Origin of the sequence: Selenomonas sputigena ATCC 35185 (assembly GCF_000208405.1) — a bacterium.
Taxonomy (GTDB): Bacteria; Bacillota; Negativicutes; order Selenomonadales; family Selenomonadaceae; genus Selenomonas; species Selenomonas sputigena.
Genome location: NC_015437.1, coordinates 1170016 through 1194319 on the forward strand (window position 1 = coordinate 1170016; position 24304 = coordinate 1194319).

A 24304-nucleotide genomic window follows, 5' to 3' on the forward strand; every position below is an offset into this window, starting at 1 on the left:
GGTGAACGATATGGTCTTGCAGAAAAAGTATAAGGCGACGCTCGCGCTTTCTGTCAGCGTCATCGGCACGCTCGCCGTCCTGCCTATGGTCGGCAGCGGGTTCTTCTGGGATCTTCTGGAGGCGGCGTTCCTCGCCTCGACCGTCGGCGGACTTGCCGACTGGTTCGCCGTCACGGCGATCTTCCGAAAACCATTGGGCATATCCTACCGCACGGATATCCTGCGCCGGAATCGCACGCGCATCATGCAGGCGCTCGTCGACTATGCTGCCAACGATCTTCTGAGTGCGGCGAACATCATGGCTGTAGCGAGGAAGATCGACATGGCGCAGATGTTCGTCGCCTATCTTGAAGAGCGCGGCGGGCGCGAGCGGATCAAAGACATCTCCTTCGCCGTACTTTTGCGTGCGGCTGAGACGATGGATGCGGCGCATGTAGCCGAGCGCATCTGGCCGGCGATTCGTGAGAGCTTTAAGAGTTTTCCTTTGGAAAAATTCCTGCTGCGCTTCTTCGACATGCTTGCCGAAGAGACGAATAGCGCACGCATCCTGCATGTGGCACTTCGCGCCGTGCGCCGAACGCTGCATGACGCGAAGATGCAGGAGGTGCTGCTGGAAAACATTCGCGAGCTGCGCGAGCGGTATGAAAGACAGGCATCGCTTCGAGCGACAGTCATTCAGGCGATGGATTTGAGTGATGAGCGCTTGCGGGAAATCGCGGTGAGGCACATGGACGCCTATATCAGCTCCATGCTCAAGGGCGAGGGAGAGGCGTATGAGCGCCTTGCAGCAGAATTCCGTTCACTGTTGCATTCCCTCGGCAAAAACGATTCGCTGAAACAGGCGATTGCAAAGTGGAAGGAAACGTCCTTCGAACGGATCGATCTTTCGGAACAGTTTGCCCTTTGGCTGGAGCGCAACGCCAAGGGGGAGACGCCCTTTTGGCGCGAACCGTTCTTTCTTCTTGTAGACGGCAAGATTGACGAGTTCATCAAGAGGAAGAGTCTGCAAAGGCGTGCGGACGCCATGTTCAAGAATCTTCTTGAAGCGGAGCTGAACGATCATCACGCTTTCATCACGCAGATGGTCAAGGCACGGCTGGAGGATTTCTCCGACGACGAGCTCATCGCCTTCGTGGAGAGCCGCGTCGATGACGATCTGCAGATGATTCGCATCAATGGTTCCGTCGTTGGAGCGATGGCGGGCATGGCACTTTTCCTCATCGCATACTTTGTGGAAAAGGCGGTGGGCTGATGTTTTGGCGTTCGTGGAACAAGGCGGACAAGACGCTGCTCTTTGCCGCTGTCGTATTCTTCTTGGCGCTCGCGTTGGTCATCGCATATCCGAAGAGTCTCTTGGCGCGAGGCTTTCTCGCTTGTGCCGACGCTGCGCTCGTCGGCGGCATCGCCGACTGGTTCGCCGTGACGGCGCTCTTCAAGAAGCCGCTGGGCTTCCCGTGGCATACGGCGCTTTTGCCGCGCCGCCGCGAGTCCTTTATCGAAGCTTCGGTCACGCTCGTGCAGAAGGAGTTTTTTTCACGCCGCAAGATTTTCCAAGCCTTGCAGCACATCGACCTCGTCGCTCGCTTGCTTGAGTTTCTTCGGCGAGAGGATGTGCAGGAAAAGCTCGTCGCACAGTTCCTGCACTATGTGCGCAGTTTCGCCATGCACATCGATCGCGAGAAGCAGGCGAATGCCTTTGCGGACGAGATGCGCAGCGAACTGAAGCGGTCGCGTCCCGAAGAAATTTTTTCTTTGATCGGACGCTGGATGCGCGACGATGAGCGCGACCATGTGCTCGTCGCGCGGGCGGCGCAGTTTCTTGCCGAGAAAGCTGCTGCCCCTGAGTTTTCCCGAAGGGTCGAGGACCTGCTCTTCAACTATGCGAAGGAAAATGCCAGGAGCACTTGGGACAAGTTCCTGCTCGGCATCGGGCAGATCGCGGACGTCGTAAACTTCGCCGATCTCGCTCACCTCGTGCGCCATCAGGCCTTGACCGTACTGACGGAATTGGCCGAGAAGGATTCGGCGCTGCAGAGGGAATTTCTTGCAGTATGTTATGAGAAGGCGGAGGAGCTTTGTGCCGACGAGGAGTTTCGTGCCTTCTCGCTGGAGCTGCGCGACGCCATGCTCAGAGGGCTGCCGCTTGAAGAAGCGATCGAGCGAAGTTTGGCGTTTGTGCAGAAGCATTTCTTCTTGGCGCGGGGCAGGCATAGATTTGACACAGTACTTCCTCTCTTGCGCGAGAAATTCTCTGCTGTCCTCGTCGAAGAGCTGCGGCGTGCGCTTGCGCTCGTCGGAAAGGATGAGAAGATGCAGCGTGCGATCGACCGTCTGCTCTACGATCTCGCGGCGCGTTCGGCGCTCGCGGCGCAGGATCTCGTCGCCGTCATCGTGCGCGACGTGCTCGCGCGTCTGACGGACGAGCAGCTCAACCATCTCGTCTACGACAAGGTGGAGCCTGATCTCCTGTGGATTCGCATGAATGGATCCATCGTTGGCGCGGGTCTGGGGCTTGTCATCTTCGTTTTATTGCAGCTTGTCCATTGAATATAATGAGGTGATTTCGTGAAAAAAGGGATGAAGACGGCAGCTTTGGCTGCTATTCTGGCAGGTTCTGCGGCTTGGTGCGGATGTTTGCCGGTTGCGGCTTCTGCGGTGGATGATGCGCTTGCACGCACGCTGGGAACGTTCACGCCGGCCGCGCCTGTCGAACCGCAGAAGCCGAAAGCAGAGCAGCGGGAAGAACAGAAGCAGGTGCAGGAAACGCAGCCGAAGAACCCGCCCGAGCAAAAGCAAGAACCCGTGCGTGAGGATCGCCGTGAGCAAAAGCCTGCATCCAATGCTGCTGCTTCGCGAGATGCAGCAAAGCCGGCGCAGACGCTGCCGAAGCCGGATGCGGGCAAGATGGCGCAGGAACTTCCGAAAGAGCAGGGGGAAGTCGCTGGACAATCGCCGGACTTCGCCGCAATTCAGAGCGGAATTGCCAGCTACCAAAAGCGCGATCTCGATGCTGCCTACAGAGAATTCAGCAGGGCGATTGCAATCAATGGAGAAAATCCGACGGCTTTCGTCAATCGCGGCATCGTCTTGCGCGATATGAAGCGCTATGAGGAGGCGCAGAAGGATTTTCTCACGGCGCAGTCTTTCGATTCTCAGAATGCGCTTATTGAATTCGAGATGGGGCTGACCGCGCTTGCCCAAAATGACAGCGGCACGGCGTTCGCGCACATGGATCGAGCCGTTGCCTTACAGCCGAACGATATGGGGGCGCAGATGTATCGCGCTTCCTTGCTCTATCGTCTGGGGCGCTTCGATGATGCCATAGACGGCTACACGCATGTGCTCGAAAAAGCTGATGACGCTCTCAAACTGCGCGCCTATATCGAGCGCGGCTTGGCGAAGGAACAGAAGCAGGATTTTGCTTCTGCCGTGGACGATTATACGGCGGCATTGACGCTCGAAAAGGAAAATGCTCCAGCCTTGAGCCGGCGTGGCGTCTGCCTTGAGCGTCTGGGCAAGCACGAAGAGGCGATTGCAGATTTCACGCATCTTTTGGAAAGGGTGCCCGCCGAACAGACGTCGCTCATTTATTTTAATCGTGCGGGAAGTTATCGTGCACTCGGTCGGCTTGATGAAGCCGTCGTTGATTATACGCATGCATTGGAACACGCGTCGGATGTGCTTCCCATCTACATCGAGCGCTCGATTTCCTATCGTCTGATGGATCGGAACGAAGAGGCGCTCCTCGATATCGAGAGGGCTCTGGAGATCGATCCGAAGAACGCAGATCTTCTCAACTTGCGCGCGATTGAAAAGATCCAGCTCAATGATGTCCACGGAGCACTCGCCGACCTTGATGCAGCAATCGGCCTTGAGCCGAAGAATGCTGCGTTCTTCGCGAATCGCGCGGGTGTATTGGAGAATATGGGCGAGAAGGCGAAGGCCATCGACGACTATACGGCGGCGCTCCGGTTGGAGCCGGGCAATGCCAAGTTCTATTATCGCCGCGGTTATCTCTATCGCCTGTCGGGCAAGATGGCGGAGTCCGAGAGCGACTACAAGGCGGCGACGGCGATCGAGCCGGATCTTCCCGCCTATAAATGAAGGCGAAATAAAAGAGGCTGCCGGCGGCAGCCTTTTTTCAAAAGTTCTTCTTGCGGTTGCGGCGCGCGAGAAGTCGGATGACCTTGGCGCCCGTGTTGTGGATGCGCCGAAGCGGCGCGACGCGTGACTTGATCTTTGGCTTCATGTCCTTGGCCTTGCCGAAGTCGCCGCGCTTGAGGAAGGTCGTGCGAATCTTCTCGGGTTTGAAGAAACTCCTAAGACCCTTGAAGAGCGTTTCAGGCTCGGCGTCCGCGTCACAGAGGAAGATGTCGCCTGCCGCGTAGCGGAGCTCCGTGTAGGTGTGCAGGGCAAGATGGCCTTCCTTGAGTGCGAGGAGGACGACGAAATGACCTTTCTCGATCACCTGCGTGTCGACTTGCAGAATGTGAAGGCCGGCTTCTTCGGTGAGACGCCTCAAGGAGGCGACGGTCATCTCCATGTCGAGCAGCTTGTTTTCTTTGCAGTTGTATAAGTCGGCAGTGAGATGCCGTGCGATGATCTTCAAGAGGAAATCGCTCCTTTATGGTAAAGTCGAAAAGCTAGTTACTTCCATTATAAAGGATTTAGTTGACAATGTAAAGTTAGAGGCGTATACTATTTCGCATTTGCAGAAATTGAGAGGATTTTACGGAGGGAAGAAGATGGCAGGAGGATTATCAGATCGGGCGGGCAAGACATACAAGGGGAAGCCGCCCTTGCTCATTCAAGGTGCGATGAAGGTGGAAACGAGCCATATAGTCGAGCAGCTCGACGCTCTGGAGGAATATCGGCTCGGCGAATGGTACTTCGCCTCGGGCAATTACCATGGCGTGCCTCTCGCCGTTTCGCGCACGCAGTGGGGCTTGGCGAATGCGGCGGCGACGACGGCGCTCGCCATGGAGTTCTTTCATCCCTGCGCCGTCATCAATCAGGGAACAGCCGGGGCGCACGATCCGAGTTTGAAGAATTTCGACATCGTCATAGGCCGGGAAACGGTCAACATATCGGCGTGGAAATCGCACTTTCGCGCACGCGGCGAGGGTGTCGATGAAGAGGCACTCGACAAGCTTGGCGTCTTTGCCTACGACAAGGAAGCGCGTCGCTTCACGCAGGAGGTTTGCCACAAGGCGGACGAGGAGCTTTTTCGGACGGCGCTCGCGCTCAGGAACTCCTACAAGAAGGGAAGCGTGACGGAGGGCGTCATCGGCACGGCGGACAGCTGGAACTGCCAGGTCGACCGTGTGCTCTTTCTGCACGATTTTTACGGCACTGCGGTCGAGGAGATGGAAGGCGATGCCGTCGCGCAAATTTGCCAGACGTACGATGTGCCGTTCCTCACGATCCGCGTCGTTTCCAACACGGTCTTTGCGGGCGACGTCGATTGGGATCTCGCTGTCGGCGCCGCGTTGCAGGAATATGTCCTTGCTGTTGCCGAAGCGTATATGAAGAAGCGTTGAACTTGCAGCGGATGCGTTCTGAGCATCTGCATGGCGGAGATGCTTCCCGGGGTATGCGCTCTTCAGACTTGATGTCTTGCATGTTCATAAAAAAGAGGCTTTGACAAAACGCTTTCGCATCTTGTCGAAGCCTCTCTCTTTTTTCGAAATGGTCGGGATGACAGGATTCGAACCTGCGACCTCATCGTCCCGAACGATGCGCTCTACCAAGCTGAGCCACATCCCGACAACATTAGCTATTATACTATGAGATTTCAAAGAATGCAATAGGGAAAAGAAAAATTCTTTTGCAGACAAGTGCAGTATCGTTATCGAGAAAGGCGCATTGGCTTGACGGGCATATATATTTATGGATATATATGGAAAAATCTAATTTATTTGAGAAAATTTTTAACAATGTCTAGCGGGGGGGGACTTCTATGCTATAATAAAGAACAATAGGGAATTTCCTCCATATTGTATGTTGGATGTCCGCGAGGGATTGCCTAGATAGCATGGAAGCATAGAAGGGATGGATGAACGAGTGAAAAGAATGTCAGACAAGAAGCTCGCGGCACTCCTCGTCGCGGGCGGGTTGTGCGTGCTCACGGGCACGGCGGGCGCAGCGCCGATGGATTCGCGCACGAGCGCGGAGAAGGAGCTTGCCGCATCGACGGCAGCTGCGCGTGACGGCGCGGAGAAGCGTGATGCGGGCGTCTCGACGGGAAAGATGGTCGTCTCGGTCAGCCGCATCACCGTCAACGGCACGAAGCGTATGACAGAAGATGATGTCAAGGCGCTTTTGCCCGAGCTCAAGAAGGAGCGCGTCAACATCCGCAAACTCTCGATGCAGATCCAGGCGGTGAATGACACGGGGGCGCTCGTGCTCGCTACGGAGTTCCGCCCGGCAGGTGCGGGAGCCTATGATGTCACGATCAACGTCGAGGAGAAAAAGAGCGATCACTTCCGCGTCAGTGTCAGCAACACGGGAACGGAGTATACCGGACAATGGCGCACAGGACTCAGCTATGTGAATACGAACCTCTCCCATGCCGCAGACACCTTCGGCGTGTCCTTCGTGACCTCGCCGAGCAAGATGTCTGATGTCAAGGTCGGTGCGATCTCCTATCGCCGCCTTCTGCCCTCTCAGCAGGGAGCTGTCCTTCTCAACGCAGGCTACGGTGATGTCCATCTTGACGGCTTCAGGAGCGTCAGCGGCCTCTATGACCTCAACATGGGCGGCAAGAGTACGAGTGTTGACCTGCACTACCAGCAGAATATCGCCTACACCTCGCGTGAGAAAGACATCTTCGACTTTGGCCTGTCCTACAAGAGGAACAAGGCCGACTACAATCTTCGCTTCGGAGGTATGCCCGTCGGTTACGACACCGAATACAGCGTACTTCTCGCATCGGCGAACTTCATCCACAGCGAGCGGCAGCCGAACAGCGTCTTCCGCTACAACATCGGCATTGCCCACAACCTCATGGGCGACAGCAAGGATTACAAGCGCGTCATGCCCGGCAGTGACACGCATTTCACGCTTTTCAGGGCGGGTGCGAACTACCAGGTGCGCTCGACAAGCGACTGGATCGGTGTGCTTCGTCTGCAGGCGCAGTATACGAACAACCACGTCGTCGCCATTGAGCAGATCGGCGCGGGCGGACAGATGAGCGTGCGCGGCTTCGACGAGCGAGCTATCGGCGCGGACAAGGGCATCGTCGGCAGCCTTGAGATCTACAGTCCCGAGATCGCCAAGAATACGCGTCTCATCGCCTTCACGGACTTCGCGAGCCTTGCGAACAACACCGATCGTCATACCGGCACGGCTTTTTCCAGCGATCGCATTGCCTCGGCAGGTCTCGGCGTACGTTATAACGATGTGAAGGGAGGCTTCTCGCTCTCCTTGGACTACGCGAAGATTCTGCGCGACGCGGACTATGACCTCGCATCGGCGAAGCAGAACGGTCGTCGTTGGAACTTGATGGCAAGCATGGACTTCTAAGAGGAGGAACACTTCGATGAAATGGAAAAACAGCTTCAAGAAAGGATCTCTCGCCGCATTTGTCACGCTCGCCCTCACAGGATCGGCTCTGGCGATGCCGACGGGAGGCACGGTCGAGAACGGCTCCGTCAATGTTGATGCCGCGAACTTCGGCGCGAACGATGCGATCGCCAACGTGGCGAACGGCGCGACCATCACGCCGCAGACGAACAGCATCATCAACTGGGAAGCATTCAATATCGCGCAGGGAGAAGCCTTGCACTTCAATACGACGAACGCCGCGCTCTTGAACCGTGTGACGGGCGCACAGATGTCGGAACTGCTTGGACAGATGACGCAGGTGGGCGCAAAGCCGCTCTTCCTCGTCAATCCGAACGGCATCCACATCGGCGGTACGGCAAACTTCGACGTGACGAATCTGACGCTCTCGACGCTCAATATGGACACGGCAGAATTCAACCGCCCCAAGGGGCAGGGCGAATGGACGCTGAAGCAGGGCGCACAGGGCGCGAAAGAACTACGCGTGGATACGGGCGCACAGTTCAACATCCATAATGGTGGCTCTCTCGCGCTCACGGCGGGTAAGGTCACCGTTGCCGACGGCGTCACCTTCGTCGCGGACAGTGCCGAGCATGGCGGACTTTACATCTATGCCTATAAGGAAAATACTGAAGGCGGTACGAAGCGAAGCCTTGAAACGGAAGCCGGCAATACGATCGACTTCCGCGGCAAGGTTTCCGGCGTAGAATATCTTGAGATGAACGCTTCAAGCGTCCATCTCGAAGGGGCAGAGCTGGCGGGGAAAGACATCTTCATATGCAGCATTGCAAAGGGACAGGTAGAAAAAACGGCAACGGATGAGATCACGACGATGACGGCTGCGTCGACAAATACCTTGACAGTCAAAAATACGAAGGTCACAGGCGATCAGATCAAGATGCTCGGCGGCAAGGTGGATGTAGCCAAGGATGTGAACTTCAAGTTTGCAGCAGGTGCAGACGAAGCGCATCTGAATGTCTTTGCCTTCTCGAAGGTCGTCAATGAGGGCAAGAGTGCTTCTACGGTGCAGGGCAACGATGTAGCATTCCACGGTATGGTGACCTCCGATGCAGATCGTGATGCAGAAGTGAACATCGGCGGCGCAACAGTCAATATGGACGGTGCGAAATTCCGTATGCCGAAGGGGAATCTTTCCGTCGTTGCCATTGCAAGCTCGGAAGATTCTTATGCGGAAGATGCCGGCGTAGAAAAGGAAACCTCCTTGACGAAGGCGACGGCCGCGAATGTCGTGCAGGCAGACGGCTTGGACGTTGAAGGCAATCTGCACGGCACCCAGATTTATGGCGGCAAGGTGGAGCTTAAGAATACGACGATTAAAACGCCAGGCAAGATCGAAATCGAAGCCTATACTTCCCGCGATTGGAAGCACGAAGAAAGAACCACAGCACACGCGAATGAATTAAAATCTGAAAAGACGCTGTATGCGGGAAAAGATAATGCTGTTCGTTTGGAAAATACCAGACTGCTGAATGAAAACTCAGATCCTTCTTGGTTTAGCCGCCTGTGGATTCGCGGTGGCAAAATTGAAATGAATAACTCTGAACTTGCTTCGGAATCCGAGGTAAATGCGTTGGCGTTCCATTCGCTTCATGAAAGGCGCGAGAAGCCGATGGCAGAGAGTTATGTTCATACGAAAGAGTTTCAAATGCAGGCGAACGCCGAGAATACCGTCGGTATCAGCAGTACAAAAATTCATGCCAATCGTGCTTCATGGGATACTCATGAAAAGCCGGACGTCTACGCTGATGTCGCAGGCGGCAAGGTTTCCTTGACGAACGTCGAAATCAAAGCGACTAGAGACGTTTCCGTCTCTGCGCTGAGAGAAATGAATTCAGAGGAAACGGCCGATGGATATACGGGTGAAATCAAGAGTGATACGAGCAATGCCTTGGATATGCGTGGCGCGACGATTGAGACCGGAGGCGTGGTAGAAATCTGGGGTGGCAAGACGCAGATGAAAGCTTCCTCGGTGCAGGCGGGCAAGATCGATATAGCGGCGGCAAACGAGACGCGTACCGCCTATCCGTTCAGAGAGATATATCCGACGGCTGAGACAAGCAATACGCTTTATCTTGAGGACGTAAAGCTCAAGAGTCAAGCGAATGCGATGGACTACTCTGATTACGCTGGTGATGCTGATCTTCAAGGTGGACAGGTCGCCTTGAAGAAGACGGAGATCGACGCTGCGCGTGCGAGCATCCATTCGGGGCAGATGAAACAGGGGGATGACGGCAAGTTCTACCTGACGAAGGGTACGACGCTTCACATGGACAGCACGAAGATCGAAACGCCTTCCTATATGAGCAGGAGCGGTGCAGTGAACCTCGTCAACGGCAGTGAGATCAAGGCGAAGGAGGCCTTCTTTGTCGCCGCCGAGAGTTACGACGACAGCACGGGCAAGGCGATGGTCACGAAGGACACGAACTTGTCGCTGTGGCGCTCGAAGGTGGAAGCCGACGATCTCGGCCTTATGACGGGAGGACTGAACGCTTGGAAGACGACCGAGGTCAAGTCGCAGAAGCCCATGAACGAATATGCAGCCGATCTCGTCCGCAAGGACGGTTCTTCCTTCACGATGCAGCGTGACGAGGGTTCGCATATCATCGAGGGGGGTGTAGAGATTGCAGCGCCGCGCGTGAGTGTTGTGACATCGCCCAAGGAGCCTTCCTCGCCCCTGTTCCCGCTGACGCCGGACAACGCGCAGCTTTTCGAGCAGGACAAGGAGAATATCGCGGCGGGCAAGTCCGAGGCGCAGGATATCATCGCCTCGGCGGCGGATACAGAGGCACAGGGCAAGGCACTCACTGAAGCCGTCGGGAAGATCAACAATGTTCCGAACGCATCGAGCCGCCAGAAAGCGGGCGTCGTCACGGGCATGATCCAGGCGATCAACGAGATGAACACGCTGACGACAGAGGAGAAGCACGCGCTTCAGGTCGCCGTCCTCGATGCCTACGGCGCTGTGCAGGAAGCGAAGACGGAAGGAAGCAACCGCACGCAGCAGGCGAACAGCGACGCCATGCGTCTGACGACGACGGAAAGCGCCTCCGCCAATATGCCGACGGCAGAAGAGCCGCAGGATGCAGTGCATTTCGCAGGGTAAGTTTCTGCTTGACGCAGTATAAATCATGACCACCCGTCAAACGGGTGGTTTGCTCGCCCCTATAAGGGGCAGTTACCAGCCAGCGTCTAAAGACGCTGGCTTTCACTACGTTCAAGCCAGATTGCTCTTGACTCGTCACCGCCCTTAAAAGGGCGTTTGTACTACTTGCTACCCTTAAAAGGGTCTTCGTATTCCTTCACACTCAACTTATCCATCGCAACATCATGCCTTTCTTGCTCTTGGATATACTTGCGAATGGTTGCTTCATTTAAGCCAACCGTACTCACATAGTATCCTTCTGCCCAAAAGTGCCGATTGCCAAATTTGTATTTCAAATTGGCGTGTTTGTCAAATATCATTAACGCACTTTTCCCTTTGAGATATCCCATAAATTGTGATACACTAAGTTTCGGCGGAATGCTTACCAACATATGCACATGATCGGGCATCAAGTGTCCTTCCAAAATCTCTACACCTTTATATGCACAAAGTTGCCTTAAAATGTCACGGATGCTCGCTTTATACTGATTGTAGATGATTTTCCTACGGTATTTAGGCGTAAACACGATGTGATACTTGCACAGCCACTTTGTATGCGATAAACTATTAGCTTTCTGTGCCATAAGCACCTTTCCTTTCTGTATACTGGCTTGAACAACCTTAGTATACTACCCGGAAAGGTGTTTTTGGTATAACCATTTGTCTTCCACCCGCATAGCGGGTGGTTTACTGTGTCGCATGCTTTGCATGCGACACTGGGTCACGACCCATAACTACACGCACAAACGTCCACCTTGTGGACATTGTGCGCCGCCCTTACAGAAGCCTAGCCAATCGGTCTGCACCTTCGGCTTGACCTCTTGGGGCTTCATGGTAAAAAGAACAAAAGAACGGCTTTCGAATCTTCGCGGAAGCCGTTCTTTCTATGCGTTTGTTACATGGACAGGCATACGACAATAAGAAAATACATTGACTTTTTCCATCTGCTTCATATACAATAGATGCACATTGGTCTTGCACGTTTTTCGCAAGGCTTGCTTGAAGGGGGCGCATATCTTGGTAAATGTGTTGGTCAGCGGAGCTTGCGGCCGCATGGGACAGGCTGTCGTCAAGGCAGTGCTCGCGGATGCGGAGCTTTCCCTCGTCGCTGCTGTCGACGTGCATGGCGGCGGGGATGCGGGAGAGATCGCGGGCTGCGGCAAATGCGGCGTGACGGTGGCGACGGATCTCGCGCAGGCGCTCTTAGAGGCAAAGCCGGATGTCATGGTGGATTTCACGCGGCCGGACGTCGTGTTTTCCAACGCGACGCTCGCCGTGCAGCAAGGGGTCTCGCCCGTCATCGGCACGACGGGCATGACGGCGGACGAAAAGGCGCAGCTCGAAGCGCTGTCGTTGGAGAAGAAGACGCCGGTCTTTCTTGCACCGAACTTCGCCATCGGCGCAGTCCTCATGATGCTCATGAGCCAGCAGGCGGCGAAGTATATGCCGCACGTCGAGATCATCGAGCTGCACCATGACAACAAGCTTGATGCGCCGTCGGGCACGGCCTTGCAGACGGCGGAACTGATCAAGGAGGCGCGTGCGTCCGTGCGGCAGGGGCATCCCGATGAGAAGGAGAAGCTTCCGGGCGCACGCGGCGCTGAGGTCGACGGCATGAGGATTCACAGCGTGCGTCTGCCCGGCTTCGTTGCGCATCAGGAGGTCATCTTCGGCGGTCTCGGTCAGACACTGACGATCCGCCATGACTCCATCAACCGCGAGTCGTTCATGCCGGGCGTTGTGCTCGCTTGCAAGAAGGTCAGGGATCTTGCGGGTCTCGTCGTCGGCTTGGAGAAGCTGCTCGATTGATGTCGGCAGGGAAAAATTACAGGAGATGGCAGCATGAAGAAATATAATGTGGCAATCATGGGCGCGACGGGCGCCGTGGGGCAGGAATTTCTGAACCTCATCGAAGAGCGCAAGTTCCCTTTTGCAGAGCTTCGCTTGCTTGCGTCCTCGCGCTCGGCGGGCAAGAAGATCGCGTTTATGGGCAAGGAATACACGGTGGCAGAGACGCGCGAGGATTCCTTCGAGGGCATTGACATCGCGCTCTTTGCGGGCGGCGGCGCGAGCAAGACATTTGCACCTGCCGCTGTGAAGGCGGGTGCTGTTGTCATTGACAATTCGAGCACGTTCCGCATGGACAAGGATGTGCCGCTCGTCGTGCCCGAGGTCAATCCCGAGGCTTTGAAGGAGCACAAGGGCATCATCGCGAATCCGAACTGCTCGACGATCATCATGGTCATGGCGCTGAAGCCGCTTCGCAATCTCGCGCCCATCAAGCGCGTCGTCGTCTCGACGTATCAGGCCGTTTCGGGCGGCGGCAAGGAGGCGATGGCGGAGCTTGAGGAGCAGGTCGAGGCCATCGTAGCGAAGAAGCCCGTGAAGGCGGAGATTCTGCCGGGCGCATCGCTCAAGAAGCACTATCAAATAGCCTTCAACCTGATTCCGCAGATCGATATCTTCAAGGAAAATCTCTATACGAAGGAAGAAATGAAGATGATCGACGAGACGCGCAAGATTCTTTCTGAGCCTGACTTGCGCGTGACGGCGACGACGGTTCGTGTGCCCGTCTACCGCAGCCATGCGGAGTCGGTCAACATCGAATTTGTGGAAGCGGTCAGCGTCGAGGCAGCGCGAAAGGCGATCACCGCCTTCCCCGGCGCTGCCCTAAACGACGATCCCGACGAGCAGGCTTACCCGATGCCGCTCTTCACCTCGGGCAAGGACGACGTCGAGGTCGGGCGCATCCGTTTCGATGAATCGGTAGAGCACGGTCTGAACCTTTGGGTCTGCGGCGACCAGATCCGCAAGGGCGCGGCGCTCAATGCGCTGCAGATCGCCGAGTACATGATCGAGCATGAGATGATCGGCTGAAGATGCAGATGCGAGCATTTCCGATGGGAGGGACAGCAAGAGATGGTCAGCGATGAAACGATGATGTTCCGCTTTGGCGCGGAAGAAAACAAGGCTGAGGTCATCATTCGCGAAGCCTGCGAAGCGATGGAAGAAAAGGGCTACAATCCGATCAACCAGCTTGTCGGATACCTTCTTTCCGGCGATCCTGCCTATGTGACGAGCTACAAGGAAGCGCGCAGCAAGGTACGAAAGCTGGAGCGCGACGAGCTTTTGGAAGAGCTCGTGCATTTCTATATCGAGGCGCATCGGGAGAAGAAGGCGTGAGGAAGCGAGTTCTTGCGCTCGACGTCGGCGACCGTACGATCGGCGTCGCCGCAAGCGATGGGCTCGGTCTCACGGCGCAAGGCGTCGAGACGATTCGGCGCAAGTCGTGGGACAAGGATTTTGCGCGTCTCAAAGAACTGATGGAGCTTTACGAGACGGACACCTTCATCGTCGGCTTGCCGAAGAACATGAACGGCACGCAGGGCGAGCGCTGCGATGTTGTGCGCGACTTCGCGCAGAGGCTGCAGAAAAAGTTCAAAGGCAGCCAGGTCGTCTTTTGGGACGAGCGACTTTCGACCGTGGCAGCGGAACGCTCGCTGATCGCGGCCGACGTGAGCCGCGCCAAGCGGCGCAAGGTCATAGACAAGATGGCGGCCGTGTTCATCTTGCAGGGATATTTGGACAATCTGGGGATGCGCGTCGGCGCAGTCCCAGAAGAGAAATGAGGAAAAAGATATGTCGGACAAGGAAAAAGAAATTCTGGATGAGGATGCGGACGTTATTGTCGAGATGACGGACGAAGAGGGAAATAGCTACTATTACCGCGAGGAAATGATCATTCCTGTCGGTGATGACAAATTCGCGCTGCTCATCGGCATCCATGATGAGGAAGAGGAAGAGGAGCATGCGCACAGCTGCGGTTGCGGCTGCGGCGAGCACGATGAGGACGTCCTCATCGCCAAGGTCATCATGGGCGATGATGGCGAAGAGGAATACGTCGAGCCTACGGACGAGGAATTTGACGCCGTGCAGCGTGCTTATGATGCGCTGATGGATGACGAAGAGGAAGACTGACGATCCATGCGAGGAAGTGCCGACGCTCATGAGGCGTCGGCTTTTCTGGTTCTATTCTATATGTTACGGGGATACATTTTGTGTCTAAGTAACATAAGCTAAAAAAAGATGTTACGAAGATACATTTTGTATCAACGTAACATCTTTTTTAGCTTGACGGAAAGAAGGTATTTTATGATGCCGGAGGAGTTTATTGTGTATGTCGACAATCTTCCTGATGCCTGCATTGAGAAGCGCACGGCGGAGGAAGTGATCTTTCATTCGCCCAAGAAGAAGTACGCTTGTCCAGCGCCTCGGAAAAACGATCCAGTCCATAAGCAAGAAGAAGGCTCGTTCCGCCTTTCAAGATGAACGTATCGGTTTCCTTGTTGAGTTCTGTCAAGAAATTACGCATGATTTCTATATGACGCATTTGTGCGGTATTCATTCGCCTCTTGCTCATTTCTGAAAAGAATCCACTTCATTCGATACTCCTTTTCCATGAATCGGTCGATGTCTGTCCAGTGTGCTGTTTCGCGCAGTTTCCAAACTGCGGCAAAAATATCTGCGTCATAAATATCCGTGCAGATATAATCGCGGCGCATGCCTTGTAAATTGGAGAAATCTCCTGTCAAGAGCAGATCGAGGCAGGCTCGGATGTGGTTCGCAATGTAGAAAATCCCTTTTTTGCCCATAAGGCTGTGATGCTGTTCGATCCCTTCCGTGCCAAACGGCGATTTCTCCGTATTCCATAAAGGAATGTTTTCCCATGACAAAGACAGCGTATGCCAATCGCCGCCCGTTTCCAAACGGCACGGAATGTTGAGCGCATGAAGCCCCGATATGTATTTCATGACAATGCTCCTTTCCGTCATAGCACCTGGTTCACTCCCAGTATACAGGAAAATTCGCCCTTTAACAAAGTCTCGTGAAAAAATTCATGTTCGTCGGAAAGTGTGCAGTATTTAAATACTGCAAGCATTTACAATAGAGGAAGAGAGAAAGGGAGGACAGCAGATGACCGAGGAACTGAAAGAGCATGATCCCGCGTCGATGCCCACCCTTACAAGGTTAGTATAAACACGCAGTAGCACGCTCCCACTACCGTCAATATACGCGAAATACTCGTCAGCATTAAGAATATCGACGGGAAATCTTGCTATCAACAGGCAGCACGGTGCAGAAAAAAAGAAAGACCTCTCGCCCCCTAGCAGGAATCTCACCTGTGATAGGGACGGCGGGAAGACTTTCTACGAGTAGTGTACGAGAAATATTCATCCGTGTCAAGGCTGCCGACGGGAAGTCTTGCTATCAGCAGACATGACATAATCAGAGACAAAAAAGAAGAGCTAACGCCCCAGCGGGGAGTTTACCCCTTGTGGAGCCAGATAACTCTTCTACTGCCACCACTATACGCGAGATCTTCGCCAGTGTCAAGGAAGCCTCAGAAAATTTCTACTATAAGAATGATACAGAGAGAAAAGGAGGGATAGCAGATGGCGGAAGAACTGAAAGAACTGCTCGGCAAAGACGGCAGCCGCGTCTACAAAGAAGTCGAGAAGACGCTGCAAGGCGGCAATGCGAGGGCGAAGAGCGCCGCAAGCGTCCTCGCCGCTCACGCCGCGACATGGGCAGAGCGCGTATCACGCGCGACAGGGAAGCCTTTCACGGCACAGTACTGGTCGCGCATATCCATAGATTTTATGTACCCGTGCGCATAGGAACAGAACTGAAGACAATCCGAATCGTTGCGGAAGAACAGGAAGGCGTCATCACTTTGATGCCAGCAGATGTAAACGTGTATGATGTGTTTCTTGAAGATGTACATACAAACAAAGGAGGAAGCGCTGCCACCTCAACAGGGATTTCACCTGCTGGGAGGCCAGACAACGCTTCCTCTGATGCCATTACTATACGCGAAATGCTCGCCGGTGTCAAGGACGCCGACGGGAAAACTTACTATCAGCAACATCAAGAATCCCGAGGTCAGATTCAAGGACCGTTCTCCGTGCTGCAAGAAGGCAGCCGTTTCGTCAGCTTCTTTGAAGCAGCCGACGAAAGCACCTTTCTGCATGAGACAGCGCATATCTTTTACGACGATCTCGCGCGTCTCGCGCCTTTCGATGAAGAGACTGCCGAAGACCTTGCCAAGGTCGACGCATGGGCGAGCTGGTACGAGGGCGCGGCAAAAGAATACGAAGATACGCCGTGGGCGATGGAATTTGCCGCACGCGAACGCGCGATCGAAGATGCAGGACGCGGCAGATAAAGAAAAAGCTGCCCGTTTCTCTCGATCCGCCGGAGTGCAATTCTCCCTGGGGAAAGAAACGAGCTGCCTCATAAGCAAAGTATAAAGACACAAGCGGCTTTTGTCAATATCGACCAATAAAAAGCTGCCGTTTTCAGCTCCCGCCGGGGTCCAATTCCCCCTGGCAGCCGAAAACAGCAGACTTCTTGATACAAAGTATAAGGACAGAAAGGGATTTTGTCAATGGAACATCCGACATATAAAAAGCATCCAAGGAGTGCGATCGGAAAGGGGCGATTCCCCTGACGGAGGCAATTCTTAGATGCTTTGACGAAAGAGGCGTTCCCTTCTATCCCAGCCCCCCGGATAACGCTATCCGCAACTGAGAGGAACACCCCTTTACAGGGCTACGATAGCAAAGTTTATAGGAAAAGTCAACAAGAAGGTCATAAAGAAAAAGCTGTCCTGTTTCTCACATCCGACGGAGTCCAATTCTCCCTGGAAGAGCAAACGAACAGCTTCCTTAGCTATAAGATAGCCGAAGAAGAGGAGTTTGTCAACACGAAAAAGCACCGATCAAGCCAAGCGCACTACCTCCGTGCGAGGTGTGGGGCTTGTGCTCGTCGATGCTTTAACTACCTCGCATTATATCAAAAATTATTTCTCGGAGCAATAATTTCGTGCAAGGTGAGGTAAATGAAATGAATCATGAAGAACAACAGCTACAGAAGGATGAACAATATTTTGCCAAGCAGCTTTCTCGTTTTTTAGCGGCAAAGAGAGAAGATCAAAACCTATTCGCGTTATGGAAAGTCTATTGGTCAATTATCACATCGATCTATGGGCGCGGTTATGGAAGCGGGAGGACAAGAAGTACAGATCATGTATGGTATATCAATAACGTAATGGGAGGGAGCACGCTGTATGTAAATAAAAGAAAGGCCAAGACCTTTTACCAGTCCGCCGGGCTTCAATTGCCCCTGGAGGGTAAAAGGTTCTTTGACCTCTTTGCTTCTAGTATAAAGACCGAAGAAGATCTTGTCAAGTTCAAACTGCAAAAAGAAGAAGGATACAAGGCGGGTAAATTTCCAAAGTAAATCCCACATAATAGGTCACTAACGGGATTTACTCTGAGAAGAATTTATGGCTGAATTTAGTGTGAGAAATCTCTCTACACAAAGGAGGCTGTCATCATGAAGCAAGCAGACAACAACAAGAAGAACAAGCACCTTACTGCACAAGACCGCCAGGAAATCATGAACGGGCTCGACAGGGGATTGTCCTTCAAGGCGATCGCCCTGCTCGTTCAGAAAGATCCTACCACCATATCTTACGAAGTGAAGCGACATCGCAAAGAGCACCGCAATGCGTTCGTGCAAACAGACGAACTCTGCCCCTTGCTCGAAAAGGCACCCTTCGTCTGCAACGCCTGCCCCAAGCGCCGTTCTGCTAACTGCCGCTTCCTCCGCCTTCTCTATGTCGCTCCGCAGGCACATGCCGAATACGAAGCGCTCCTGCACGATGCACGCGAAGGCATTCCGTTGAACCGTGCGTCTTTTTACAAGCAGGATCGCATCATTTCCTCTTGCATTGAGAAGGGGCAGCACATTTATCATATCGTCGCTTCTCACCCAGAGCTCAATGTGTCTCTCAGCACAGTTTATCGGCATTTTTCCAAGGGATATTATTCGGCTTCCAAGATTCACCTTCCACGCGCCGTAAAGTTCAAGCCTCGCAAAAAGAAGCGGGCGGATGTCGTTCCTTCTGCCATAAAGAAGGAACGCACCTATGCGGATTTCCTCGCTCATATGGAACGGGAAGGGCTTAGCGCACATACGCAGCTTGATACCGTTATCGGAGTTTCAGGCGGCAAAGTCATCCTCACCGTCCACTTCACTGCGTTCAATTTCATGTTCGGGCTTCTGCTCGAAAACAAGACGGCTGTGCAGGCTGCCTTGAAGTTCCAAGAGGTCAAACGAACTTTGACTGCAGGCGGTTTTGCTTTTCCTGCCCTTATGCCCGTGATGCTTACGGACAACGGTGGAGAGTTCTCCGATGTTTTCGCCTTTGAGAACAATCTTGAGGGGGAAAAGGAGGCCTGCCTTTTTTTCTGCGATCCCATGCAGTCTTACCAGAAGGCGCAAATTGAGAAGAATCACACGCTTTTTCGCGATATTGTGCCGAAGGGGTCTTCTTTCGACCATTTCACACAGGATACCGTCAATTTGATTTTTTCGCACATCAATGGCGTCCGTCGCAACATTTACAGCGGCAAGTCTCCCTATGAGATGTTTACGTTCGCTTTTTCCGAGGAACTGGCTGCTCTTTTGGGCATCTCGTATGTTGCGCCGGAAGATGTCGTGCAGTCTCCTAGACTTCTAAAGGGCTGATCTTGCGCTGCACATCTTTCTCATAGTAAATCCCGCCAGGGTGGAACTTACTCTGAAAAGCCTCGCTTTTCGGAGTGCGAAGCATGTCCTTCTTTCTAGCTTATCCCTTATGGTTCGGTCGCTTTTAAGACGATATTGTGCTCAGGTCATCCATTGCATACAAATTCTGATGCTTCTCGCACTTACTCCTATCGGCTTTCTTAGACTAAATCCCATAGACTTACATCAGCGGAAGTTACTTTGCGAATTTACGGGATACAAGGCCGCAGCGGCTCGTGAAGCCGCCAATGAAAAAGACAGTTCCCTTCAAACCCAGCCTGCTGCCAAAAGCCACCTACAGCCGAGAGGAACTGCCTCTTATGAACCTATGGTAACGGATTCCATCAAAGCAGTCAACAAGGAGGAAGCTAAAATGACCGCAGGAAATCGAGTCGCCGCATCATATTCCTGCTGAACAACAAAGCCCGCCAAGCTCGCCGATCCAAAACCGCATAAACTATTTTGAAAAAAATTTCACCGTACCTCTTGACAAAGAGCCCTTTTTCTATGCCTGTTGTAATTTTCACGGGTATTGCGTATAATGGGATTGGAAATAGAATGGAAGGGGATGTTTTTTTGCGGCTGCCGGATTTTCTTGCGCCATGGGTCGAGCGTTTCAAGGGGATGCTTTCTGATTCACCTGAGAAAGATCAAGCGGGAAAGAGTCTCGGAACTGCGGCTTTGGCATATCTTGGCAAGGCTCTGGCGCTTTTCCTCATCTGTGTGGTGTGGGTGCAGGAAATATTCCTCTCGTGGGCAAAGAGCCTTTCCTTCGAGGAATTGCGCCGCTTTCCGCCGGAAGATTGGACGGGATATATGAAAAAGTACATTTTGCCGCCTGCGCTTCTTTTTTTCTTGCTGCTCGGGCTCTTTTCTTACGCTCTTTCGCCGGCGACGCCTGTCTCAGAGGAGCAGAAAGACGTCTATGTCACGGTTCGCACAGGCATGAGCGCTGATGATGTGGCAGGAATGCTCGAAAAGCGCGGCGTCATACGCAGCCGCTTCAAGTTCTGGCTGGCGGCGAAGATGAACGGCGCGGACGGCGCTTTCAAGGTCGGCACGTATGCGCTCCATACGAACATGGAGCCGCGCGATGTGCTGCAGGCCTTGGTCGAAGGACAGACGGTGCAGGTGCGCTTCACGATTCCCGAGGGCTTCACCGTCGAGGACATCGCCAAGCGCCTCGATGCGAAGGGCGTCGTGAAAAAGGAGGAGTTCCTGAAGGCGGCGAAGCATTATGCGCCCTACGATTATATAGAAAAGAACGATAAGGCGCGCTACTATGCCGAGGGTTTTCTCTTCCCTGATACGTATGAGGTCGACGGCGACATCACGGTCGACGGCATCCTCTCGATGATGTCGCGCGATTTTGACCAACGGCTCACGCGAAAGATGCGCGAGCGTGCAAAGGAGGAAAATCTGAGCATCTATGAGCTGATCATTCTTGCTTCGCTCGTGGAGAAGGAAGCGCGCTACGAGGAAGACCGCGCAATCATCGCGCAGGTTCTCTTGAAGCGGCTCGCCATCGGCATGCCGCTGCAGTCAGATGCGACACTGCAGTACCTGCTCGATGCGCCGAAGGAGGATGTGACGCTCAAGGACACGGAGATGGATTCGCCGTACAACACCTACCAGCACCGAGGCCTCCCGCCCGGCCCCGTCGCCAATCCCGGCACGGCGTCCATCGAGGCCGTGCTCTGGCCGGCGAAGACAGACTACCTCTATTTCGTCGCGGACAGGGAGGGGCATAACTATTATTCCCATACATACGAGGAGCACGACGCCATCGTGCATAAGGTGCGCTAGATGAATTTGACGGAAAATCGTGCCCCGTCTTGCCGCGCAGGCGATGGGGGCATGAAAAAGCCGGAGCTTCTTTCCCCCGCGGGCAACTTGGAGAAGCTCAAGATGGCGCTTATCTATGGTGCGGATGCCGTATATCTGGGAGGCAAGAGCTTCGGACTGCGCGCTTTCGGCGGCAACTTCAGCGAGGCGGAGATGGAAGAAGGCGTGCGTTTTGCACATGCGCTTGGCAGAAAGGTCTATGTGACGCTCAATATCTTCGCACACAATGCGGATTTGGATAGGCTTCCGGCGTACCTTTCCTTCCTCGCTGAGATTCATGTCGACGGACTGCTTGTCTCCGACCTTGGCGTCTTCTCGCTTGCGCGTGAGTTTGCTCCCTCTGTGCCGCTTCATATCAGCACGCAGGCGAACAATACGAATTGGGCAACGGTTGACGCTTGGCAGAAACTCGGCGCTGAGCGCGTCGTGCTTGCACGCGAGCTTTCGTGTGCCGAGATCGCCGCGATCCGTGCGCATTCTACGGTTGAGTTGGAGATGTTCGTGCACGGCGCGATGTGCATATCGTATTCGGGGCGCTGCCTTTTGAGCAGCTACCTCACGGGGCGCGATGCGAATCGCGGCGCGTGTGCGCAGGCGTGCCGCTGGCGCTACGGGCTTGTGGAGGAGAGTCGCCCCGGCGAGGTCTTTCCCATTGAGGAGGACGAGCGCGGCACCTACATCATGAATTCCAAGGACTTGTGCCTCTTGCCTTTTTTGCCCGAGCTTTGCGCCATGGGACTCGACAGCTTGAAGATCGAGGGGCGCATGAAGAGCGTCCACTATGCGGCGAGCGTCACGAAGGTCTACCGCGAGGCGATCGACGCCGCCTATGATGAGGGGCGGGCGTTCCATCTGCGCGATTCTTGGCTCGAAGAGCTGCAGAAGGTATCGCACCGCATCTACACGAGCGGCTTCTTCGATCATGTGCCCGATGGGGGCGACCAGATCTATGCGAGCGCTTCGTACGAGCAGACGGCGGATTTCATCGGACTCGTGCGCCATTACGATGAAAGGACGCGCATGGCGACGGTCGAGCAGCGCAATAATATGAAGGTCGGACAGGAGATCGAAGTGTTCCAGCCGACGCGCGAGACGTTCTGCCAGCGCTTGACGGAGATGAGGGACGATGCGGGCGAGCCTATTTCGACGGCAGCTCACGCGCAGCAGATCGTGCATCTGCGCATGGAGCAGCCCGTTGAGGAATACGCCATCCTGCGCCGCCGCAGGGAGAAAGGATGAATGTGATGGAAAAGGAAAATGTGCGCTTCTTTGCCAGAGCCGAGGGGCGCGTGCAGGGCGTCGGCTTTCGCTTCTTCGTGCAGCAGAATGCGCTGGAGCTTGGCCTTTGCGGCTGGGTGCGCAACATGGAGGACGGCTCCGTCACGATGGAGGTGCAGGGTCAAGCCGAGGCTGTCGAGGCGCTTTGGAACAGGATTTGGCAGGGCAACGGCTACATCCGTGTCAGCGGTCTTGTCACAGAGGAGCGGGAAGCGGCGGATGAGCAGAATTTTGTGATTCGCTATTAAAAAGATGGAAACGACGGGGGGAGAAATCTTGTCGAAAATTTTAGTGCTGAACGGTCCGAATCTTAATCTTCTCGGAAAGCGTGAGCCGGAAATCTACGGGGCTGCGACGCTTGCAGACATCAACGAGGCACTGCGGGAGCGTGCGGCAAAAGCGGGCGCGGCAATCGAGTTCTTTCAGTCGAATCATGAGGGGGCGCTCGTCGATGCCGTGCAGAATGCCGAGGGCAGTGCGGACTTCATCCTGCTGAACGCCGCCGCTTTCACGCACTATAGCATCGCTCTGCGCGATGCGATCGCCGCCGTTTCCGTGCCCGTCATCGAGATTCATCTGTCGAACATCCATCGGCGCGAGGAGTTCCGCCATACGTCGGTGATCGCGCCCGTCGTCATGGGACAGGTTGCGGGCTTCGGTGCGGAGAGCTATCTGGGGGCGCTCGAAATCGCTTTGATGAAGCTTGACGCGAAGGAGAAGGGGGCGAGGCGATGAGCACGGAAAAGCGCGTAGAGCGTCTGCGCACCCTCATGAAAGAGAAGGGCGTCGAGGCGATGCTCGTGAGCAAGGTCGTGAACCTGCGCTACTTCAGCGGCTTTACGGGCGACGACTCGCTTCTCCTCATCACGGCGGAGCGCGAATTGCTGCTCACGGATTTCCGCTATATGGAGCAGGCGAAGGCAGAAACCGCTTTCGAGGTCGTCGAGCAGAAGGCGGGGCTTTGGCAGCAGGCGGCGAAGGCGGTGCAGGAGCTTGGCTGCCGCTCGCTGGGCTTCGAGGGAAGAGCCGTCTCCTTTGATACGTTCCAAGCGTTTCGGAAGCTCTTGCCCGCCTGGCAGGAAGAGAATTTTATCAGCCTTGCGCTTGAGCCGCTGCGCGAGGTCAAGGATGCCGAGGAGATTGCCTGCCTGAGAAAAGCCGTGGAGATCAGCGACCGCGCGTTCGACGACGTGCTGCAGTTCCTGCGTCCCGGCATCTCGGAGCGTGCGGTTGCCGCGCATCTGGAGGCATTCATGCGCGAGCATGGATCGGAACGTCCCGCCTTCACGACGATCGTGGCATCGGGCGTGCGCGGCAGCCTGCCGCATGGAACTGCATCAGAAAAGTTGCTTGTTGCGGGCGAATTTGTTACAATGGACTATGGTGCTGTTTACCAAGGGTATCATTCCGATATCACGCGCACCGTCGTCTTGGGCGAAGCGTCCGAAAAGCACAGGGAACTTTACCACACGGTGCTTGAGGCGCAGATCCTCGGTGTAAAGAGTCTCTATGTTGGCATCCCAGGCAAGGAGGCTGACCGAATCGTGCGCGATTTCCTCACGCAGGAAGGCTATGGCGAGAACTTCGGTCATGGACTCGGTCACAGCGTCGGTCTGGAGATTCACGAGGAGCCTCGCCTGTCGCCGAAGAGCAGGGCGGAGCATCTCGCGGAAGGCACGGTCGTCACGGTGGAGCCGGGCGTCTATCTGCCGGGCTGGGGAGGACTGCGCATCGAGGATACGGTGCTCCTGGAGAAGCGGGGCGGCGTGCCGCTGACGAAGGCGGCAAAGCACCTGATTGAGATAACGCAAGGATAGGTTA

The 24304-nt window shown here is 54.7% G+C and carries 24 protein-coding genes, 1 tRNA gene and 1 pseudogene; 21 read left to right on the forward strand and 5 right to left on the reverse strand.

What is annotated here, in order from left to right:
• Nucleotides 1–10 precede the first annotated feature (10 nt).
• The 3 genes from SELSP_RS05265 to SELSP_RS05275 are packed head-to-tail and all read left to right on the forward strand — an operon-like array spanning nt 11 to nt 4104.
• Nucleotides 11–1252 carry a DUF445 domain-containing protein gene (locus SELSP_RS05265; RefSeq protein ID WP_006190792.1) on the forward strand — a complete coding sequence of 414 codons (1242 nt, stop codon included), beginning with the start codon at nt 11–13 and terminating at the stop codon, nt 1250–1252.
• Complete coding sequence (locus SELSP_RS05270; RefSeq protein WP_006190791.1) at nt 1252–2547, forward strand: DUF445 family protein; 1296 nt, start codon at nt 1252–1254, stop codon at nt 2545–2547. Before SELSP_RS05265 ends, SELSP_RS05270 begins: the two co-directional genes overlap by 1 nt.
• Before the next feature lie 18 nt (nt 2548–2565).
• Complete coding sequence (locus SELSP_RS05275) at nt 2566–4104, forward strand: tetratricopeptide repeat protein (RefSeq protein ID WP_013740761.1); 1539 nt, start codon at nt 2566–2568, stop codon at nt 4102–4104.
• A 37-nt stretch (nt 4105–4141) separates the two neighbouring features.
• Here the strand turns inward: SELSP_RS05275 and speD are convergent, their stop codons facing one another.
• Nucleotides 4142–4609: an adenosylmethionine decarboxylase gene (gene speD / locus SELSP_RS05280; protein WP_006190788.1), complete on the reverse strand. Its 468-nt coding sequence runs from the start codon at nt 4607–4609 to the stop codon at nt 4142–4144.
• A gap of 136 nt (nt 4610–4745) precedes the next feature.
• Between speD and SELSP_RS05285 the strand changes: the two genes are divergently transcribed.
• Complete coding sequence (locus tag SELSP_RS05285) at nt 4746–5540, forward strand: 5'-methylthioadenosine/S-adenosylhomocysteine nucleosidase (protein ID WP_013740762.1); 795 nt, start codon at nt 4746–4748, stop codon at nt 5538–5540.
• Nucleotides 5541–5689: 149 nt separating this feature from the next.
• On the opposite strand, the gene SELSP_RS05290 is transcribed toward SELSP_RS05285, so the two are convergent.
• Nucleotides 5690–5766 (reverse strand) — tRNA-Pro (locus SELSP_RS05290).
• A 306-nt stretch (nt 5767–6072) separates the two neighbouring features.
• Here SELSP_RS05290 and SELSP_RS05295 point away from each other — a divergent pair.
• Nucleotides 6073–7524: a ShlB/FhaC/HecB family hemolysin secretion/activation protein gene (locus SELSP_RS05295; RefSeq protein WP_013740763.1), complete on the forward strand. Its 1452-nt coding sequence runs from the start codon at nt 6073–6075 to the stop codon at nt 7522–7524.
• A 16-nt stretch (nt 7525–7540) separates the two neighbouring features.
• A complete protein-coding gene (locus tag SELSP_RS05300; protein WP_006190780.1) occupies nt 7541–10687 on the forward strand; it encodes a two-partner secretion domain-containing protein in 3147 nt (1048 codons plus the stop codon).
• Nucleotides 10688–10848: 161 nt separating this feature from the next.
• On the opposite strand, the gene tnpA is transcribed toward SELSP_RS05300, so the two are convergent.
• Nucleotides 10849–11310 carry an IS200/IS605 family transposase gene (tnpA, locus tag SELSP_RS05305; protein WP_006193881.1) on the reverse strand — a complete coding sequence of 154 codons (462 nt, stop codon included), beginning with the start codon at nt 11308–11310 and terminating at the stop codon, nt 10849–10851.
• Between the two features lie 433 nt (nt 11311–11743).
• On the opposite strand from tnpA, the gene dapB reads away from it, so the two are divergent.
• From dapB to SELSP_RS12470, 6 genes are all read left to right on the forward strand, one after another.
• Nucleotides 11744–12535, forward strand: coding sequence for a 4-hydroxy-tetrahydrodipicolinate reductase (gene dapB, locus SELSP_RS05310; RefSeq protein ID WP_013740764.1), 792 nt, complete (start codon nt 11744–11746; stop codon nt 12533–12535).
• Between the two features lie 33 nt (nt 12536–12568).
• Nucleotides 12569–13603, forward strand: coding sequence for an aspartate-semialdehyde dehydrogenase (locus SELSP_RS05315; protein WP_006190530.1), 1035 nt, complete (start codon nt 12569–12571; stop codon nt 13601–13603).
• A gap of 42 nt (nt 13604–13645) precedes the next feature.
• Nucleotides 13646–13909, forward strand: coding sequence for an IreB family regulatory phosphoprotein (locus tag SELSP_RS05320; protein ID WP_006190529.1), 264 nt, complete (start codon nt 13646–13648; stop codon nt 13907–13909).
• Entirely contained in the window at nt 13906–14355 is a 450-nt protein-coding gene (ruvX, locus tag SELSP_RS05325; RefSeq protein ID WP_006190525.1) for a Holliday junction resolvase RuvX, read from the forward strand. The genes SELSP_RS05320 and ruvX overlap by 4 nt, the downstream gene beginning before the upstream one ends.
• A gap of 10 nt (nt 14356–14365) precedes the next feature.
• Nucleotides 14366–14704: a DUF1292 domain-containing protein gene (locus SELSP_RS05330; protein WP_006190522.1), complete on the forward strand. Its 339-nt coding sequence runs from the start codon at nt 14366–14368 to the stop codon at nt 14702–14704.
• A gap of 174 nt (nt 14705–14878) precedes the next feature.
• Nucleotides 14879–15055, forward strand: coding sequence for a hypothetical protein (locus SELSP_RS12470; RefSeq protein WP_013740765.1), 177 nt, complete (start codon nt 14879–14881; stop codon nt 15053–15055).
• On the opposite strand, the pseudogene SELSP_RS12575 reads toward SELSP_RS12470, so the two are convergent.
• Together SELSP_RS12575 and SELSP_RS05335 are read right to left on the reverse strand one after the other, a co-directional pair.
• Nucleotides 15030–15146, reverse strand: a pseudogene (locus SELSP_RS12575) (hypothetical protein); the annotation flags it as partial. The gene SELSP_RS12470 and the pseudogene SELSP_RS12575 sit on opposite strands and share 26 nt — an antisense overlap.
• Nucleotides 15091–15492, reverse strand: a complete 402-nt coding sequence (locus SELSP_RS05335) for a hypothetical protein (RefSeq protein ID WP_232362306.1) — start codon at nt 15490–15492, stop codon at nt 15091–15093. The gene SELSP_RS05335 and the pseudogene SELSP_RS12575, both read right to left, overlap by 56 nt.
• 687 nt (nt 15493–16179) lie before the next feature.
• On the opposite strand from SELSP_RS05335, the gene SELSP_RS05340 reads away from it, so the two are divergent.
• From SELSP_RS05340 to SELSP_RS05380, 9 genes are all read left to right on the forward strand, one after another.
• Nucleotides 16180–16404 carry a hypothetical protein gene (locus SELSP_RS05340; RefSeq protein ID WP_006190514.1) on the forward strand — a complete coding sequence of 75 codons (225 nt, stop codon included), beginning with the start codon at nt 16180–16182 and terminating at the stop codon, nt 16402–16404.
• A 56-nt stretch (nt 16405–16460) separates the two neighbouring features.
• Nucleotides 16461–16952 carry a hypothetical protein gene (locus tag SELSP_RS12270; protein ID WP_169311128.1) on the forward strand — a complete coding sequence of 164 codons (492 nt, stop codon included), beginning with the start codon at nt 16461–16463 and terminating at the stop codon, nt 16950–16952.
• A gap of 680 nt (nt 16953–17632) precedes the next feature.
• The gene (locus SELSP_RS05350; protein WP_006190507.1) at nt 17633–18028 is read left to right on the forward strand and encodes a hypothetical protein; all 396 of its coding nucleotides are present in this window, start codon (nt 17633–17635) and stop codon (nt 18026–18028) included.
• 96 nt (nt 18029–18124) lie between these two features.
• On the forward strand, nt 18125–19321 hold the full coding sequence (locus tag SELSP_RS05355; protein ID WP_006193208.1) for a helix-turn-helix domain-containing protein: 1197 nt from the start codon (nt 18125–18127) through the stop codon (nt 19319–19321).
• Between the two features lie 597 nt (nt 19322–19918).
• Nucleotides 19919–21166 carry an endolytic transglycosylase MltG gene (mltG, locus tag SELSP_RS05360; RefSeq protein ID WP_013740768.1) on the forward strand — a complete coding sequence of 416 codons (1248 nt, stop codon included), beginning with the start codon at nt 19919–19921 and terminating at the stop codon, nt 21164–21166.
• 51 nt (nt 21167–21217) lie between these two features.
• Complete coding sequence (locus SELSP_RS05365) at nt 21218–22444, forward strand: peptidase U32 family protein (protein WP_013740769.1); 1227 nt, start codon at nt 21218–21220, stop codon at nt 22442–22444.
• Nucleotides 22441–22731 carry an acylphosphatase gene (locus tag SELSP_RS05370; RefSeq protein WP_006192457.1) on the forward strand — a complete coding sequence of 97 codons (291 nt, stop codon included), beginning with the start codon at nt 22441–22443 and terminating at the stop codon, nt 22729–22731. Before SELSP_RS05365 ends, SELSP_RS05370 begins: the two co-directional genes overlap by 4 nt.
• Before the next feature lie 28 nt (nt 22732–22759).
• The gene (aroQ, locus tag SELSP_RS05375; RefSeq protein WP_013740770.1) at nt 22760–23218 is read left to right on the forward strand and encodes a type II 3-dehydroquinate dehydratase; all 459 of its coding nucleotides are present in this window, start codon (nt 22760–22762) and stop codon (nt 23216–23218) included.
• A complete protein-coding gene (locus SELSP_RS05380; protein ID WP_006192455.1) occupies nt 23215–24300 on the forward strand; it encodes a M24 family metallopeptidase in 1086 nt (361 codons plus the stop codon). Before aroQ ends, SELSP_RS05380 begins: the two co-directional genes overlap by 4 nt.
• The last annotated feature ends 4 nt before the right edge of the window (nt 24301–24304 follow it).